Annotated in this window: 11 protein-coding genes and 1 pseudogene; 8 read left to right on the top strand and 4 right to left on the bottom strand. The window is 66.7% G+C overall.

From position 1 onward, the window contains the following. Positions 1-91 precede the first annotated feature (91 nt). The 7 genes from ACFWV8_RS37070 (at position 92) to ACFWV8_RS37040 (ending at position 9,970) form a co-directional block, all read left to right on the top strand. Positions 92-1,657, top strand: coding sequence for an AMP-binding protein (locus ACFWV8_RS37070; protein ID WP_384214727.1), 1,566 nt, complete (start codon positions 92-94; stop codon positions 1,655-1,657). 149 nt (positions 1,658-1,806) lie between these two features. Continuing rightward, positions 1,807-2,463, top strand: coding sequence for an NUDIX domain-containing protein (locus ACFWV8_RS37065; protein ID WP_384214725.1), 657 nt, complete (start codon positions 1,807-1,809; stop codon positions 2,461-2,463). Positions 2,464-2,615: 152 nt separating this feature from the next. Next, a complete protein-coding gene (locus tag ACFWV8_RS37060; protein WP_384214723.1) occupies positions 2,616-4,967 on the top strand; it encodes a pyruvate dehydrogenase in 2,352 nt (783 codons plus the stop codon). Between the two features lie 748 nt (positions 4,968-5,715). Further along, entirely contained in the window at positions 5,716-6,201 is a 486-nt protein-coding gene (locus ACFWV8_RS37055; protein WP_384214722.1) for a methylmalonyl-CoA mutase family protein, read from the top strand. After that, on the top strand, positions 6,198-7,799 hold the full coding sequence (locus ACFWV8_RS37050; RefSeq protein ID WP_384214720.1) for an acyl-CoA carboxylase subunit beta: 1,602 nt from the start codon (positions 6,198-6,200) through the stop codon (positions 7,797-7,799). The genes ACFWV8_RS37055 and ACFWV8_RS37050 overlap by 4 nt, the downstream gene beginning before the upstream one ends. A gap of 17 nt (positions 7,800-7,816) precedes the next feature. Next, positions 7,817-8,026, top strand: a complete 210-nt coding sequence (locus ACFWV8_RS37045) for an acyl-CoA carboxylase epsilon subunit (protein ID WP_384214717.1) — start codon at positions 7,817-7,819, stop codon at positions 8,024-8,026. A gap of 189 nt (positions 8,027-8,215) precedes the next feature. Continuing rightward, positions 8,216-9,970 (top strand): acetyl/propionyl/methylcrotonyl-CoA carboxylase subunit alpha, encoded by a 1,755-nt coding sequence (locus ACFWV8_RS37040; RefSeq protein ID WP_384214729.1) that lies wholly within the window; start codon positions 8,216-8,218, stop codon positions 9,968-9,970. Between the two features lie 667 nt (positions 9,971-10,637). Here the strand turns inward: ACFWV8_RS37040 and ACFWV8_RS37035 are convergent. After that, positions 10,638-11,102 (bottom strand): Lrp/AsnC family transcriptional regulator, encoded by a 465-nt coding sequence (locus ACFWV8_RS37035; protein ID WP_384214714.1) that lies wholly within the window; start codon positions 11,100-11,102, stop codon positions 10,638-10,640. 180 nt (positions 11,103-11,282) lie between these two features. Here ACFWV8_RS37035 and ACFWV8_RS37030 point away from each other — a divergent pair. Beyond that, positions 11,283-11,420, top strand: a pseudogene (locus ACFWV8_RS37030) (lipoyl synthase); the annotation flags it as partial. A gap of 308 nt (positions 11,421-11,728) precedes the next feature. Here the strand turns inward: ACFWV8_RS37030 and ACFWV8_RS37025 are convergent. From ACFWV8_RS37025 to ACFWV8_RS37015, 3 genes are all read right to left on the bottom strand, one after another. Continuing rightward, on the bottom strand, positions 11,729-13,027 hold the full coding sequence (locus ACFWV8_RS37025; protein WP_384214710.1) for an MFS transporter: 1,299 nt from the start codon (positions 13,025-13,027) through the stop codon (positions 11,729-11,731). 810 nt (positions 13,028-13,837) lie between these two features. Next, on the bottom strand, positions 13,838-13,951 hold the full coding sequence (locus ACFWV8_RS37020; protein ID WP_384214707.1) for a TetR family transcriptional regulator: 114 nt from the start codon (positions 13,949-13,951) through the stop codon (positions 13,838-13,840). 64 nt (positions 13,952-14,015) lie between these two features. Next, entirely contained in the window at positions 14,016-14,783 is a 768-nt protein-coding gene (locus ACFWV8_RS37015; RefSeq protein WP_384214705.1) for a creatininase family protein, read from the bottom strand. Between the last annotated feature and the right edge of the window lie 134 nt (positions 14,784-14,917).

Raw genomic sequence — 14,917 nt, 5'->3', positions numbered from 1 at the left:
GCCCACCCAACGACATCCTCACCGACATCCGCACCGCACGCCCCGCCCACCAACAAGCACTCCACCAACACCACACCAAGGAGACCCCACGATGACCCACGACGTGGACTCCTTGTCTTTCGAGCCGTTGACCCCGACGTCGTATCTGGATCGTGCCGCGGCGGCGCACGGGGACCGGGTCGCGGTGGTGGATGGGCAGTCCCGGTGGACCTATGCGGAGCTGCGTGATCGGTGTCAGCGGTTGGCAGGCGGGTTGGCACCGCTGGCAGAAGGCCGCCCAGTGGCGGTGCTGGCGCCGAACACGCATGTGTCGTTGGAGGCGCATTTCGGGGTGCCGTGGGCGGGGGTGCCACTGGTCGCGGTGAACACGCGGCTCGCGGTGGACGAGGTTGCCTACATCCTGGAACACTCCAAGGCCGCCGTACTGGTCCACGACCCGTCGTTCGACGGGCTGGTGGACGAGGTCCTCACCCGGCTGGACACTCCGCCGCACCGGATCCGGGCGGGGCAGGAGTACGAGGATCTGCTGGCTGCTTCGGAGCCGCTGCACCTGACCCCGACCGACGAGCGGTCACTGCTGTCGATCAACTACACCTCAGGGACCACGGGTCGCCCCAAGGGCGTGATGTACCACCACCGGGGGGCCTTCCTGCAGGCCGTGGCAATGGTGGGGCACACAGGACTGACGCCATCGAGCGTGTACCTGTGGACGCTGCCGATGTTCCACTGCAACGGATGGACGTTCCCGTGGGCGGTGACCGCAGCGGCCGCGACGCACGTCTGCCTGCCGAAGGTGGACCCGGCGGAGATCTGGCGACTCCTCCAGGAGGAGGGCGTCACGCACCTCAACGGGGCGCCGACGGTGCTGTCGATGATCGCCTATGCCGGCGAGGCCGCGCCGCTGGACCGCACGGTGCGTATCGCGACCGGTGGGGCGCCGCCGTCGCCGGCAATCCTGCGGCGGACGGCGGAGCTTGGGTTCGAGGTCACGCACCTGTACGGGCTGACCGAGACCTACGGTCCGGCGATGCTGTGCGACTGGCGCCCGGAGTGGAACGACCGCGACGCCGAAGCAAAGGCGCGGCTCAAGGCGCGCCAGGGCGTCGGAAACATGATCTCGTGCGTGCCGCGGGTGATCGCGAACGACGGCACCGACGTCCCCGCTGACGGTGTCACCACCGGGCAGATCGCATTGCGCGGCAACAACCTCATGCTCGGCTACCTCGACGACCCGGAGGCCACCCTGGCAGCGGTGCCGGACGGGTGGTTCCGGACCGGTGACATCGGCGTCGTACACGCCGACGGGTACGTGGAACTGCGTGACCGCTCGAAGGACGTGATCATCTCCGGTGGGGAGAACATCGCGTCGGTCGAGGTGGAGCAGGCGATCGAGGATCACCCAGCGGTGTTGGAGGCCGCGGTGATCGCCGTTCCGGACGAGCGCTGGGGTGAAGTCCCCGCCGCCTATGTGCGCTTGAAGGACGGTGCCACGGCCACTGAGGCGGAGATCATCGACCATGTAAAGGGCAGATTGGCGCGGTTCAAGGCGCCGAAAACGGTCACGTTTACGGAGCTTCCGAAGACTTCCACGGGGAAGGTCCAGAAATTCGTGTTGCGTGAGAAGGCCTGGGCCGGGAGCGAGAGGCGCATCCGGTGAACAACAGGAGCGACGGCGGTCGGCAAGGTCGCCGTCAGGGAGTGCCGTACCTCGCGCTGTCACGCGGCCGGGCATCCGGTGCTGATCAGAAATGGGACGAGTACTCCTGACCTGCCACGACGGGACTTTCTCCGAGTCCGGGCCGTCGCATGAAAGAAGCACTCCAGATGAAAAGGCCTATCGGGTCGTATTCAAGTGTCACTTCCGAAGGCGGTGATCGCACAGTGATTCAGCAAGCTTCGCAAAGGGCTCAGTCCCTGGACGAGTTCAGCCGACCCACGTCTCGGGGCCCGCGACACATCGTCGCCGTCATCCTCATGTGGCGAGGGCGTATCGGGTTGTTCAAGCGCAGTGGATCCGTCCAGCATGACGCAGGCCTGTGGCACTGCATCACTGGATATCTGGACGCTGACAGCGACCCGGTACGGCAGGCCATCCAGGAGATCTGGGAGGAGACTTTGCTCCCCGCCCGTGCTCTGGAGCAACTGACTGTGGGCCCTACGCTACGCCTGGCCGACCCAAGTGGCGGCCAGGACTGGACCGTGCACACCTTTGTGGCCCACACCAGGCAACGCCGGCTCACTCTCAACTGGGAGCACGAGGCATACCGGTGGGTTCGGCCCTGGAAGCTGTCACAGTTCGACGGGCAAGTCGCATGGCTGACGGATGTTCTGCAAGCGATCAACTCCCTGTCGTCAGGCGAAACTTGTGAAAGGAATCCGGCAGACACGCATTCCGGCAGTGAGATTTCGAAGGACCAGCTGATCAGGCGTTGGCAGCATCGAGAGGCTGCTCACTGGTCATGATGCCCTGTCAATGCCTGCCGGTCAACTCAAAGTCTGAGCAGAATGCTCAACTCAAAGGCAACAACTTGTGCAGTCGCAGGACCATAGGTCTACTTGCGGAGCACAACGCAAAATTCCTTGAGGCATGGTGCCGAATGCGGAGGAGGTCTGTGATGGTTGCGGAACTGAGGTCGGCCGACGTCGACAGCTCTGGTCCTGCCCGGGCGGAGGAGCTCGTCGTGCTGAAGGCGGTTGAGCAGCGGGTCCTGTGGCTCTCCACCGCGATCATCGATCATGCCAACCGGGTACGGCCGAACCCTGCGGGGCTGAAGGTGGGTGGTCACCAGGCGTCCAGTGCCTCGATGACTTCCATCATGACTGCGCTGTGGTTCCATTCGCTGACCGCCGAGGACCGGGTGTCGGTGAAGCCGCATGCCTCACCCGTGCTGCATGCGATCAACTACCTGCTGGACGAGCTGGACGAGTCCTACCTGACCACGCTGCGCGCCTTCGGCGGCCTGCAGAGCTACCCCAGCCGGTCCAAGGACCCCGACCCGGTCGACTACTCCACCGGTTCGGTCGGCATCGGTGCCACCGCCCCCCTATGGGGCGCCCTCGCGCGGCGCTATGTGGAGGGTCATTTCGGCGGCGCCGGCACAGGGCGCCAGTACTCCGTGCTCGGCGATGCGGAGCTGGACGAGGGAGCGATCTGGGAAGCCGTCCAGGACCCGATGGTGCCGGGCCTGGGCGAAGCGGTGTGGATCGTCGACCTCAACCGGCAGTCCCTCGACCGAGTCATCCCTGGCATCGCCGCGGACAAGCTGCGAGGCATGTTCGCGGCTGCTGGCTGGCAAGTGCTCACCCTCAAGTACGGCCATCTCCTGGAGGAGTTGTTCACCAGGTCTGGTGGCGAGGCCCTGCGTGCTCGTATCGACACCATGGGCAACCCCGAGTACCAGCGCCTGCTGCGCTGCTCGGCCGACCAGTTGCGCGAGCGCCTGCCCGGTAGCGGCTCCACGGCACAGTCCATCGCCGGGCTCATCGCGTCCCTGGACGATGCCTCACTGCTGGCGGCCCTGCGCAACCTGGGCGGCCACGACATCGGCGCTCTGATGGACGCCTATGACGCCGTCGACGACACCCGGCCCACGGTGATCTTCGCTTACACGATCAAGGGCTACGGGCTCCCCACCGAGGGCCACCCGCAGAACCACTCCTCGCTCCTGACAGCCGACCAGATGACGGCACTGGCCGACCGCCTCGGACTGGATCTGGGTCACCCGTGGACCCGTTTCGCCGACGGTTCGGCGGAAGCGGCCCTGTGCACGAAGGCGGCCCAGCGGCTGCGCCGCCCCGGATACGCACTGCGGGAAGCTCCCACGCTACCCACGGACCTCGGCCGAGCCGCGCCGACCGGCACCGGCACCGGCAACACCCAGCAGGCCCTCGGACGCGTCCTGCTGGACCTCACCCGCCGGGCACCGGAGGCGGCGAGCCGGATCGTCACCGTCAGCCCGGACGTCAGCTCCTCCACCAACCTCGGCGGCTGGCTCAACAAGGTGGGCGTGTGGTCGCCCACCGAGCGCCCCAACTGGTTCGCCGACGACGCCGAGACCATCCTGCACTGGCGTGAGCAGCCGACCGGCCAGCACGTGGAACTCGGCATCGCCGAAACCAACCTGGTCGGCGTGCTCGGTGAGCTAGGCGCCACCTGGAGCCGGTGGGGCCAGCCGCTGCTGCCGATCGGCGTGGTCTACGACCCGTTCGTCAACAGGGCACTGGAACCGTGGTCGTTCGGCATTTACGCGGGCGGACAGTCGATCCTGGTCGGCACCCCGTCCGGTGTCACGCTCGCCCCGGAGGGCGGCGCGCACCAGTCGATCACCACGCCTTCGCTCGGCATCGAACAGCCCGGCTGCGTCACCTACGAGCCCGCGTTCGCGATCGACACCGAATGGTGTCTGCTGACCTCCCTCGGCAACCTTGGTAAGACAGACGGCAGTTCGGCTTACCTGCGGCTGTCCACCCGCCCAGTGGACCAGACGCTCGCCGCTGTGCCCACCGACCCTGCTGCCCGTGAACGCCGCCGCCGGCATGTGACCGCCGGAGCCTACCGGCTGCGGCAGCAAGAGAAGCCCGTGGTGACTATCGCCGCAATGGGCGCTCTTGTACCCGAAGCCCTGGCCGCCGCCGACCGCCTCGCCGCCCTCGGCCAAGCCACCGATGTCGTGTGTGTGACCAGCCCGGATCTGCTATTCCGTGCGCTCCAGGCCCGCCGCGGGCTGTCGGACGACCCGACCTGGATCCTCGACCAGGTATTCCCCCTCGACCGGGCCACCCCGCTCGTCACCGTCCTGGACGGGCACCCGCACACCTTGGCATTCCTGAGCACCATCCAGAACGTTCCCGTCAGCACCCTCGGTGTCACCAAGTTCGGCCAGTCCGGGGCGATCGAGGATGTCTACCGCTACCACAGCATCGACACCGACAGCATCGTCACCACCGCCCTCGACCTCATCGACTGAGCGAGAACCCGACAGCTCCCGCGTGAAGGGGCCGGCGAGCAAGAGCAAAAGCGCGCTCACCGTCCACGCGGACAGCGTCCCCGCATCGCTCAACCCAGGGTCGTCTCCCTCGGCCTCGTAGCGCTGCGCCTCACCGGGGAGATAACTGCGGCAGTCACCATGCACAACCGGTCCGCCGCAAGATCCCCCGACGGGGTTCTCCCTTCACACCCCGTCCGGCGGTACGGCCCTGTCCTGCCGAAAAGACGTACCGCCGGACGGCCCCACTCAGCCGACCCGCACCATCCCATGGGAACCCCCCACCGACCCCGTCCGGCGGAGCGAAGTAGATGCCCCGCCCGAACGATTGGACATGTGATGAAGGCTCTGAGCGGAATCGAACAGAAGTGGTCGGGGGCTCCGGCCGTTCCCCAACCAGCTGACTCGTCGGCCAGCCGTCCGCATCTGGCCGTGGGAGGCAGAATCGGGGAGGTCGTCTCCAGGCCGTCGGCAAGCACCCCGGCCGCCGATGACCGACCGGGCCTCCCGTCAGAACCACAACATCCTCCGGCCGGTACCGATGAGCCCCAATTCAACGAAGGAACATCACACCCAGGGTCGTGCCGCGCCTGGCGCCGATGAGAAACCGGGGCCCTCAAGGGGCGAATGCCTCGCGCATCACTTCGGGATCGCTTGCCCAGAACTTCGGAACTGAGTACCGTTCCCATGAGATCAAGTACCGTTTCTGGAGGTTCCACCGTGAGTTCCCTTGCACGAAGCGAGTCCGGTCAGCGCGGCTTTCGCCCTGACGACGCAAGTGGGTTACGACTCGACGAGGTCCATCGCCCGGAGCACGGTCGGCAAGACCGAGGTGGCAATGAACTCGATCGACGACATACGAACGCTCTTTGAGAGCCTTTCGCTGAGCAGTATCGACTTCGAGATCAACCACTGCGAACGCCTGGCAGCATTGCGGCGAACCCGGGAATCCGTACCGCCCGACATGCCTCGAAAGCGGCCCACCACCGGTGCGTGGTCCCATGCCCTGCGCAACGTCCTGGGGATGGACAGCCGCCCTGACGTCGTCTCTCCGCACCCTGGAGCAGCCCTCTTCACTGGGAGCGGCTGCCCAGCGCCTGCGGAGCATGACATGACGCCTCCTGCGGACCTACGTCGGCTTCCGCCCATGCCAGTACCGCAGCCGTCCGCCCGCCAAGTCTTCGTTCGCAACAACCCGAAGGGATCTGTCCGGTGAGCTCCGCGCCTACGGAACCGTCCGACACCGACATCCACACCACCGCGGGCAAGATCGCGGATCTCCAGCGCCGTATCGAGGAAGCGACGCACGCCGGCTCCGCACGCGCCGTTGAAAAGCAGCACACCAAGGGCAAGTTGACGGCCCGTGAGCGCATCGACCTCCTCCTCGACGAGGGGTCCTTCGCCGAGCTCGACGAGTTCGCCCGGCACCGTTCCACCAACTTCGGGCTGGAGAAGAACCGCCCGTACGGCGACGGAGTCGTCACCGGGTACGGCACCGTCGACGACCGCCCCGTCGCCGTGTTCTCGCAGGACTTCACCGTCTTCGGCGGCGCGCTGGGCGAGGTCTACGGCCAGAAGATCGTCAAGGTGATGGACTTCGCGCTGAAGACCGGCTGCCCGGTCATCGGCATCAACGACTCCGGCGGCGCCCGCATCCAGGAGGGCGTGGCCTCGCTGGGCGCGTACGGCGAGATCTTCCGCCGCAACACCCACGCCAGCGGTGTGATCCCGCAGATCTCCCTCGTCGTCGGGCCCTGCGCGGGCGGTGCGGTCTACTCCCCCGCCATCACCGACTTCACGATCATGGTCGACCAGACCTCGCACATGTTCATCACAGGCCCGGACGTCATCAAGACCGTCACCGGCGAGGACGTCGGCTTCGAGGAGCTGGGCGGCGCGCACACCCACAACTCCGCCTCGGGCGTGGCGCATCACATGGCCGGTGACGAGAAGGACGCCATCGAGTACGTCAAGCAGCTGCTGTCGTACCTGCCGTCCAACAACCTCAGCGAGGCACCGGCGTTCCCGGAGGAGGCCGACCTCTCCCTCACCGACGAGGACCACGAGCTGGACACGATCGTGCCGGACAGCGCCAACCAGCCGTACGACGTGCACACGGTGATCGAACACATCCTGGACGACGCCGAGTTCTTCGAGACGCAGGCGCTGTTCGCGCCGAACATCATCACCGGGTACGGACGGGTCGAGGGCTGTCCCGTCGGCATCGTCGCCAACCAGCCGATGCAGTTCGCGGGTTGTCTCGACATCAACGCCTCGGAGAAGGCGGCGCGGTTCGTGCGCACCTGCGACGCGTTCAACATCCCGGTCATCACGTTCGTGGACGTGCCGGGCTTCCTGCCCGGTGTCGACCAGGAGTACGGCGGCATCATCCGCCGCGGCGCCAAGCTGATCTACGCCTACGCCGAGGCGACGGTGCCGCTGATCACGATCATCACCCGCAAGGCATTCGGCGGTGCCTACGACGTCATGGGCTCCAAGCACCTGGGCGCCGACCTCAACCTCGCCTGGCCGACGGCGCAGATCGCCGTCATGGGCGCGCAGGGCGCCGTCAACATCCTGCACCGGCGGACCATCGCCGAGGCGAGCGGCGAGGACGTCGAGGCGGTGCGCGCCCGGCTGATCAAGGAGTACGAGGACGCGCTCCTCAACCCCTACGTCGCGGCCGAGCGCGGCTACATCGACGCGGTGATCATGCCGTCCGACACCCGCCGCCATGTCGTACGCGGCCTGCGTCAGCTGCGCACCAAGCGGGAATCCCTGCCCCCGAAGAAGCACGGCAACATCCCCCTCTAGGCCTGCTGGAAGCCGTCATGAACATCAAGGTCCTCCGGGGCAACCCGACACCCGAGGAGCTGGCCGCCGCACTGGCGGTGGTCCGCGCCCACGCCGCGGCGGAAGCAGCCACGCCGCCCGGCGCACCCAAGCCGCGGGACGGGTGGTCGGACCCGTCCCGCATCGCCGCACACCGGCTCCCGCAGCCGGGGCCGGCAACCTGGCGCAGTTCCTACTCACCCCGTTGAAAAGCGGGCGCTGCCCTACCTGTTGACTCTTGGAGAGAGTATGAATGCCCTGCGACAGCACACGGAGCATCCCCGTACCGAGACCATGGGCGGCCGTGCGGTTGTCACGCCAGACCCGGACGTCGACCGGAACGTCGAGACCTCGCATCGGCTCACCGTGTCCTTGGTCGACATGTTGGAGTCGGCATGCTGACGAAGGTGCTCATCGCCAACCGTGGCGAAATCGCTGTCCGCGTGGCCCGGGCCTGCCGGGACGCCGGGATCGCGAGCGTGGCCGTCTACGCGGACCCGGACCGCGACGCTCTGCATGTCCGCGCCGCGGACGAGGCGTTCGCCCTGGGCGGTGACACCCCGGCAAACAGCTATCTGGACATTGACAAGGTCCTGAACGCGGCACGCGAGTCCGGCGCGGACGCCATCCACCCCGGCTACGGATTCCTGTCGGAGAACGCCGACTTCGCCCAGGCCGTCCTGGACGCCGGCCTGATCTGGATCGGCCCGCCCCCGCAGGCCATCCGCGGCCTCGGCGACAAGGTCGCCGCCCGCCACATCGCCCAGCGCGCCGGCGCCCCTCTCGTCGCCGGTACGCCCGACCCGGTCTCCGGCGCCGACGAGGTCGTCGCCTTCGCCGAGGAGCACGGCCTGCCGATCGCGATCAAGGCCGCCTTCGGCGGCGGCGGACGCGGTCTGAAGGTCGCGCGGACCCTCGAAGAGGTGCCCGAGCTGTACGAGTCGGCGGTCCGCGAGGCCGTCGCCGCGTTCGGGCGCGGCGAGTGCTTCGTCGAGCGCTACCTCGACAAGCCCCGCCACGTCGAGACCCAGTGCCTGGCCGACCGGCACGGCAACGTCGTGGTCGTGTCCACCCGTGACTGCTCGCTGCAGCGCCGCCACCAGAAACTGGTCGAGGAAGCCCCGGCGCCGTTCCTGTCCGACGCCCAGGTCGCTGAGCTGTACTCCTCTTCCAAGGCCATCCTCAAGGAGGCCGGCTACGTCGGCGCCGGAACGGTGGAGTTCCTCGTCGGCATGGACGGCACGATCTCCTTCCTGGAGGTCAACACCCGCCTCCAGGTCGAGCACCCGGTCACCGAGGAAGTCACCGGCATCGACCTCGTACGCGAGATGTTCCGCATCGCCGACGGCGAGGAACTCGGCTACGACGACCCGCCGGTCCGCGGCCACTCCTTCGAGTTCCGCATCAACGGCGAGGACCCGGGCCGCAACTTCCTGCCCGCCCCCGGCACGGTCACCGCCTTCGCCCCGCCGTCGGGTCCGGGCGTCCGCCTGGACGCGGGCGTGGAGTCCGGCAGCGTCATCGGCCCCGCCTGGGACTCCCTGCTGGCCAAGCTGATCGTCACCGGCGCCACCCGCCAACAGGCCCTGCGGCGCGCCGCCCGCGCCCTGGCCGAGTTCCAGGTCGAGGGCATGGCCACCGCGATCCCGTTCCACCGCGCGGTCGTGGTCGACCCGGCGTTCACCGCCGACCCGTTCACGATCCACACCCGCTGGATCGAGACCGAGTTCGTCAACGACATCAAGCCCTTCGCCGCCCCCGCCGACACCGACGCGGACGAGGAAGCCGGCCGCGAGACGGTCGTGGTGGAGGTCGGCGGCAAGCGCCTGGAAGTCTCCCTGCCGGCCTCCCTCGGCATGCCCCTGGCCCGCACCGGCCTGGCCGCCGGCGCCAAGCCCAAGCGCCGCGCCGCCAAGAAGTCCGGCCCCGCCGCCTCCGGCGACACCCTCGCCTCCCCCATGCAGGGCACCATCGTCAAGGTCGCCGTCGAGGAAGGCCAGGAGGTCAAGGAAGGCGACCTCGTCGTCGTACTCGAAGCGATGAAGATGGAACAGCCCCTCAACGCACACAGGTCCGGCACCATCAAGGGCCTGTCCGCCGAGGTCGGCACCTCCCTCACCTCGGGCGCCGCGATCTGCGAAATCAAGGACTGACGCACACAACACCCAAGGCGTCCGACGGGCCGGAACACACCGTCCGCCGGACGGTTGTCCCATCGAGCAGGACTTCATCCTCCGGAGCAGCCGACCTTCCGCTGAGACATGCCGTCCGCAGTCTCACGCGGAACGCCCGGTGTCATCGCGACGTGGACGGCGTATACGGGGGATCGCCGAGACAAGCCCAGAAGGGGCCACGGGGTGATCTTGAAGCTCTGAAGTGGGTCACCGTACGGTCTGCGGCTGGGCCCGAGGGCCGGGGAGTTCGCCGGCCCGGAGGTCGGCAAAGTCGGTGTGGGCCTGTTCGACGGCTTCGGGGTATGCCTCACGCCTGGTGTGCTCGGCGAACGCCCGGTAGACGCTGGCGACGGAGGGTCTCTGCCCTGTGCGTTTGCCGGTGGGGACCGATCAGGTCGGGCGGGATCTGCTCGACGGACTCGCCGCTCGCCCGGCGCCCCAGCAACAGCAACAGCAACAGCAACAGCAACACAGTGTGGAGCATGTCGTCGGTGATGACCGGAGGCCGGCCGCCGTGCTTGCCCTTGCGGGCGGCGGTGTCGAGCCCCTCCAGCGTCGACTCCCGGATGTTCTCCCGTTCGGTCTCCGTGCGGGGGGGGTGGGGTGGATGACCTGCTCGGGCAGCCTCTACTGGCGTCTGACTGGGCTACCTGCCCTCTGCGGCACGACGCAGCAGAGGGGTGAGGCGGTACGGCACCAGTTCGCGCATGGCCAGGGCTGTAGTAGTGCGCTCGATGCCGCGTACGGCGAGGATTTGCCCCGCGACCCGGTACAGGTCCTCCGCGTCCGCAGCGACCACCCGCACCAGTAGATCGGTCTCGCCACTCAAGCCGAAGACCTCCACGACCTCGGCGATGTCGGCCAGCGCCTGGGAGACCTCGGCCAGCTGTTGCTGATTGACCTGCGCGGTGACGAACGCCGTGAGCGGCTGGCCCAGCGCTTTCGGGCTGATCCGCCGTTCAAAGGAGCCCAATGCGCCGCCCTGTTCCATCCTGACCAGCCGGGCTTGCACGGTATTTCGAGACAGGCTCAGTTGCTCAGCCAGGGCAACGACCGTGGCCCGCGGATCGACAGCCAGAGCGAGCAGAATCCGCGCATCGGTGGCGTCCATGCCTCGCTCACTCTTCATAGTGGTCAGTTGACACACCCTCACCCAAGTCACTTCTGAGCAGATTGCTCAACTTCAGAGGCATACTTTGCCGAATTGAACAGTTCTCTGCCTACCGGCGGAGCATACATTCAATCTAGAACGTTCCGCCACCGACTGAGTGTGCCGCGATTGGACCGGTCCGGATCCAGCCAGTGCACCCGGCGCTGCGGCTTCTGCCAGATCGACACCGGCAAGCCCGAGGCCCTCGACCGTGACGAGCCACGCCGCGTAGGTGAGTCCGTGGTCTCCATGGACCTGAACTACGCCGACAACAGAGGCTGGTTCACGACCAAGGGCGACAACCGAGTCTGGCAGCTCAACCTCACCAACAACACCTACGAGGTGACAGGCCCCTTCCGTACCAGCGCGTGATTTCCGCTGCTGATTGAGACGGTAACAAGCCCCGGACATCCGGACGCCTGGCGGTCGAGGGCTGGGCAGCTGCTCGTTGGCGCTGGGCAGCCTCAACTGTCGGGCAGGTGATCACGAGTCAGGAGTAAACGCCAACTGGCAGCCTTCGACGATCTCCCACACCGGGCCGGCGCTTCCGCACTGTGCTGCAGGAGATCGTCGAACCGGCTGTCCGCTCAGGCGGGTAGCGGCTTCGCCGCGGTCTTCGGCAGGCGCGCGACGGTGATCACTCCAATGAGTGATACGGCGAGGATCCAGTACACGGGACTGGTTTTGCTCCCGGTGCCGGCCACGAGGGCGGCGGCGACGAGTGGTGTAATGCCGCCGATGATCACGCCGAGGTTGTAGCCGATCGCGATGCCTGAGTAGCGCACGTTCGCCGGGAACAGTTCCGTGGCCAGCGGCCACGTCGGTACCTGCGACCACCCGGTGAAGAACATGAAGACGAAATAGACGGCCCCGACAACAAAGAGGTTGGTCGCTGCGATGAGCAGGGCAAAGACCGGCCAGGCGATGACGGCGAAGGCGATGTAAGCCGCCAGCAGGATTGGCTTGCGGTCGTATCGGTCCGTCAGCTTGCCCGCAAGCGGGTACGTCAGGGTAGCCAGGGCGATGCACAACGCCGCTGTCCAGGCGACGCCTGTTGCGGAGAATCCCTCCTGCTCAAGGAAGATCGCGAAGTAGGCTACGCCGAAGTAGCCGGTGCCGTTGAACGCGATGGCCAGACCCGCCACGCGGGCGACCGACAGCGGGTGGCTGCGCAGAGCGGCCAGCGTCGGGCTACGTACGATCGCGGCCTTGGCTTTCAGCTCTTGGAATTGAGGTGACTCCTCAACCCGCAGGCGAGCCCGCAGGCAGACCGCGGTCAGGATAAGCGAGAGGAGGAACGGAATCCGCCAGCCCCATGTTGCCATTTGGTCGGCCGGAACCAGCAGCCGGACCACTCCTACGACGGCGGCGGCCACGGCGAACCCGAGTGTGGACCCTATGGAAACCGTTGATCCGTAATATCCCCGCTTGCCGGGAGGCGCGAGCTCGGCGATGTAGGTGGCGGCGCCGCCAATCTCACCGCCGGCGGCGAACCCTTGGGCGAGTCGCACAACGATGATGGCGATCGTCGCGGCGACTCCGATGTGTTCGTAGGTGGGCAGCAGGCCCATCACGCCGCACGCCACACCCATCAACACGATCGTCGCGACAAGGGCTGTCCGGCGTCCGCGGCGGTCACCAAGACGACTGAAGAACCAGCCGCCGAGCGGACGTATGAGGTAGGACGACGCGAACACGGCGAGCGCGGACAGGGTTGAGACCGTCGGATTGTCGCTGGGGAAGAACAGCGGTCCGATGGTGAGCGCCAGGAACCCGTAGACGCTGAAGTCGTAGTACTCGATCAGTGTGCCGACACCACCCGCGAGCGATGCGCGCCGGGCGGACTTCAAGCTGATCGTTTTCTCGGAATGTTGCGCAGTCGTCATTGACTCTCCTTGTCACATTTGAGGGAGGCGTCCCGCCGCGCGACACGAGGCCGACGTCGTGTGGCTCGGCGCGATCAGGGGGTGGTGCCTCCCACTGGGCGCTTCCATCGGATCAGGCGCGATGAGGCACCAGGGCGATGTCGATCGTTGACGATGCCTCTGTACTGCCTCAGGTGGCTGAAATCCCATCCGTCTGAGGCCGAGCGGCGCAGGCGACGGGGCTACCTCGTCGGTGGCTGCTTCTTAGACGACTGCGGGGTGGCCGTCGAATGATGGAACGCGCTGATGGAGCGCCGCCGGTTGCATGCCATTCCTCGTGGGTTAGTACGAACTGCGTACGCGCGGGCTCGCTGCATTTGGCATGTGCTGACTCTGGCCCGTCATGCCCGGACAAGCAATGGATCGAATTGACTCAACTATTGCAAGTTCCGCAAGAATGGATGCAGAAGAGGAATGGTTTGGCGGTGTAGTCCACAAATGGAATCAAGCCAGCAACGTCAGACCCACTGAACCCGCAAGACACTCTCGGTACAGGTCAGATCGTGGCTGCTACGTGAAGCACGGCTTCCAACGTTGAGTTCTCGCCGCGGTCCAGCGCCGGAGCTCGTCGCGCGCCCTCAATATCCGGTCGCGAGAAGTCGGCGGTGGCTGCGGTGTGTCCGGCGCGGACCAGGACACCGCAGTTCTGCGGGCGTACGGGAAATGTCCGGGGGCCCTCGTGCACATGGTGGTGGTCACCAGCACCACGACCATGAGCCCTTGGCTCAGCAGTCGTTCTCAGCGCTTTCGTGGGGACGTTGTGTTCGTTCTTCAGGAACACCAGAGGGCGGGGCCGGTCACGCCGGCGCGGGAGCCGATCATCTCCGTGGTGACCGCATCGAAGGCACGCTCGTTGAACAGCTCGCCGGCGAACTTGATCAGCACCTGCCGAAGTGTCGCGCGCGGCGATGCAGTAACGAGGGGTGGGTAAGCCCGGTAACGAGCACCCCTAGGTGAGTGGCCGATAACGTGTCGTTGCGTGCGTCGCGAGCAGGTCGGCGACGGCGTTCAGGCAGGCAAAACCCAGCTCAGAGGACATTCCGTGCGGGTCACCGAGTACCCCGTTGGGCGCAACCGCCTTGACGCCGTCGGTGAATACGCGGGCGAGCAGTTCGTCATTCATTGACCCGGTGAAGCCTGCGGTAGCGCGATCGTTCCTCACGACGTCCGGCTGAACGGCGAGCATGATCGAACTTTCGGCGACGTCGGCATGGCCTCCGACATGGTCGGCGAGGCCGGCGACACGTTGAGCCGCGTCGCGCCATGCCTGGAGGACCGCTGCCGAGTCGGAGAACGCGATGACGTCCAGGTCGGCAGGAAGCCGTGGGGCGAGCTTCTCCTCGATCTCACTGAGCAGTGGGTGGTTGCCGATATGCGCCGAGAAGATCAGCACGCGCCGGAAGCCGTGCGCGGCAAGGCTTGTGCAGCAGTCGACGCAGATCGCCTCGAGCGTTTCGGGCTGCAGTGAGAGCGTTCCGGCGAAGCCGAGGTGGTGCGCGGAGCAGCCGATCCGCACCGTCGGCAGCACGAGCGCGTCGCCAAGCCGCTCGGCGACAAGGATGCCCAGACGGTCGGCGTGATCGCTGTCGACCGACAGTGGCAGGTGCGCGCCGTGCTGCTCTGTGGCTCCAAGCGGCAGGACCGCCGTACGCATGCCGTTTGCCATGGCATCCGCGATCTCGGGCGAGGTCAAACGCTCAATCCGCAACTCGCTCACGTGTGGTCACTCCTCCTCACAGGCAGGCCCGGGCAGCCCTCATTGTTACCGCCATCTAACGCTGTGCGGCTCCCATGGAGGTCTTGACCAGGGTTGAACTACGCCCTACGTTATCGGCGATTAACATTCGACGG

This window comes from Streptomyces sp. NPDC058665 (genome assembly GCF_042714995.1).
In the GTDB taxonomy this organism is placed as follows: Bacteria; Actinomycetota; Actinomycetes; order Streptomycetales; family Streptomycetaceae; genus Streptomyces.
This window is presented reverse-complemented; position numbering and strand designations above follow the sequence as displayed.

What these genes read in the sequence shown, in the direction of transcription:
- ACFWV8_RS37070 (WP_384214727.1), top strand. Translation starts at nt 92, where the DNA reads ATGACCCACGACGTGGACTCCTTGTCTTTCGAGCCGTTGACCCCGACG.
- ACFWV8_RS37065 (WP_384214725.1), top strand. Translation starts at nt 1,807, where the DNA reads ATGAAAGAAGCACTCCAGATGAAAAGGCCTATCGGGTCGTATTCAAGT.
- ACFWV8_RS37060 (WP_384214723.1), top strand. Translation starts at nt 2,616, where the DNA reads ATGGTTGCGGAACTGAGGTCGGCCGACGTCGACAGCTCTGGTCCTGCC.
- ACFWV8_RS37045 (WP_384214717.1), top strand. Translation starts at nt 7,817, where the DNA reads ATGAACATCAAGGTCCTCCGGGGCAACCCGACACCCGAGGAGCTGGCC.
- ACFWV8_RS37035 (WP_384214714.1), bottom strand. Translation starts at nt 11,102, where the DNA reads ATGGACGCCACCGATGCGCGGATTCTGCTCGCTCTGGCTGTCGATCCG.
- ACFWV8_RS37025 (WP_384214710.1), bottom strand. Translation starts at nt 13,027, where the DNA reads ATGACGACTGCGCAACATTCCGAGAAAACGATCAGCTTGAAGTCCGCC.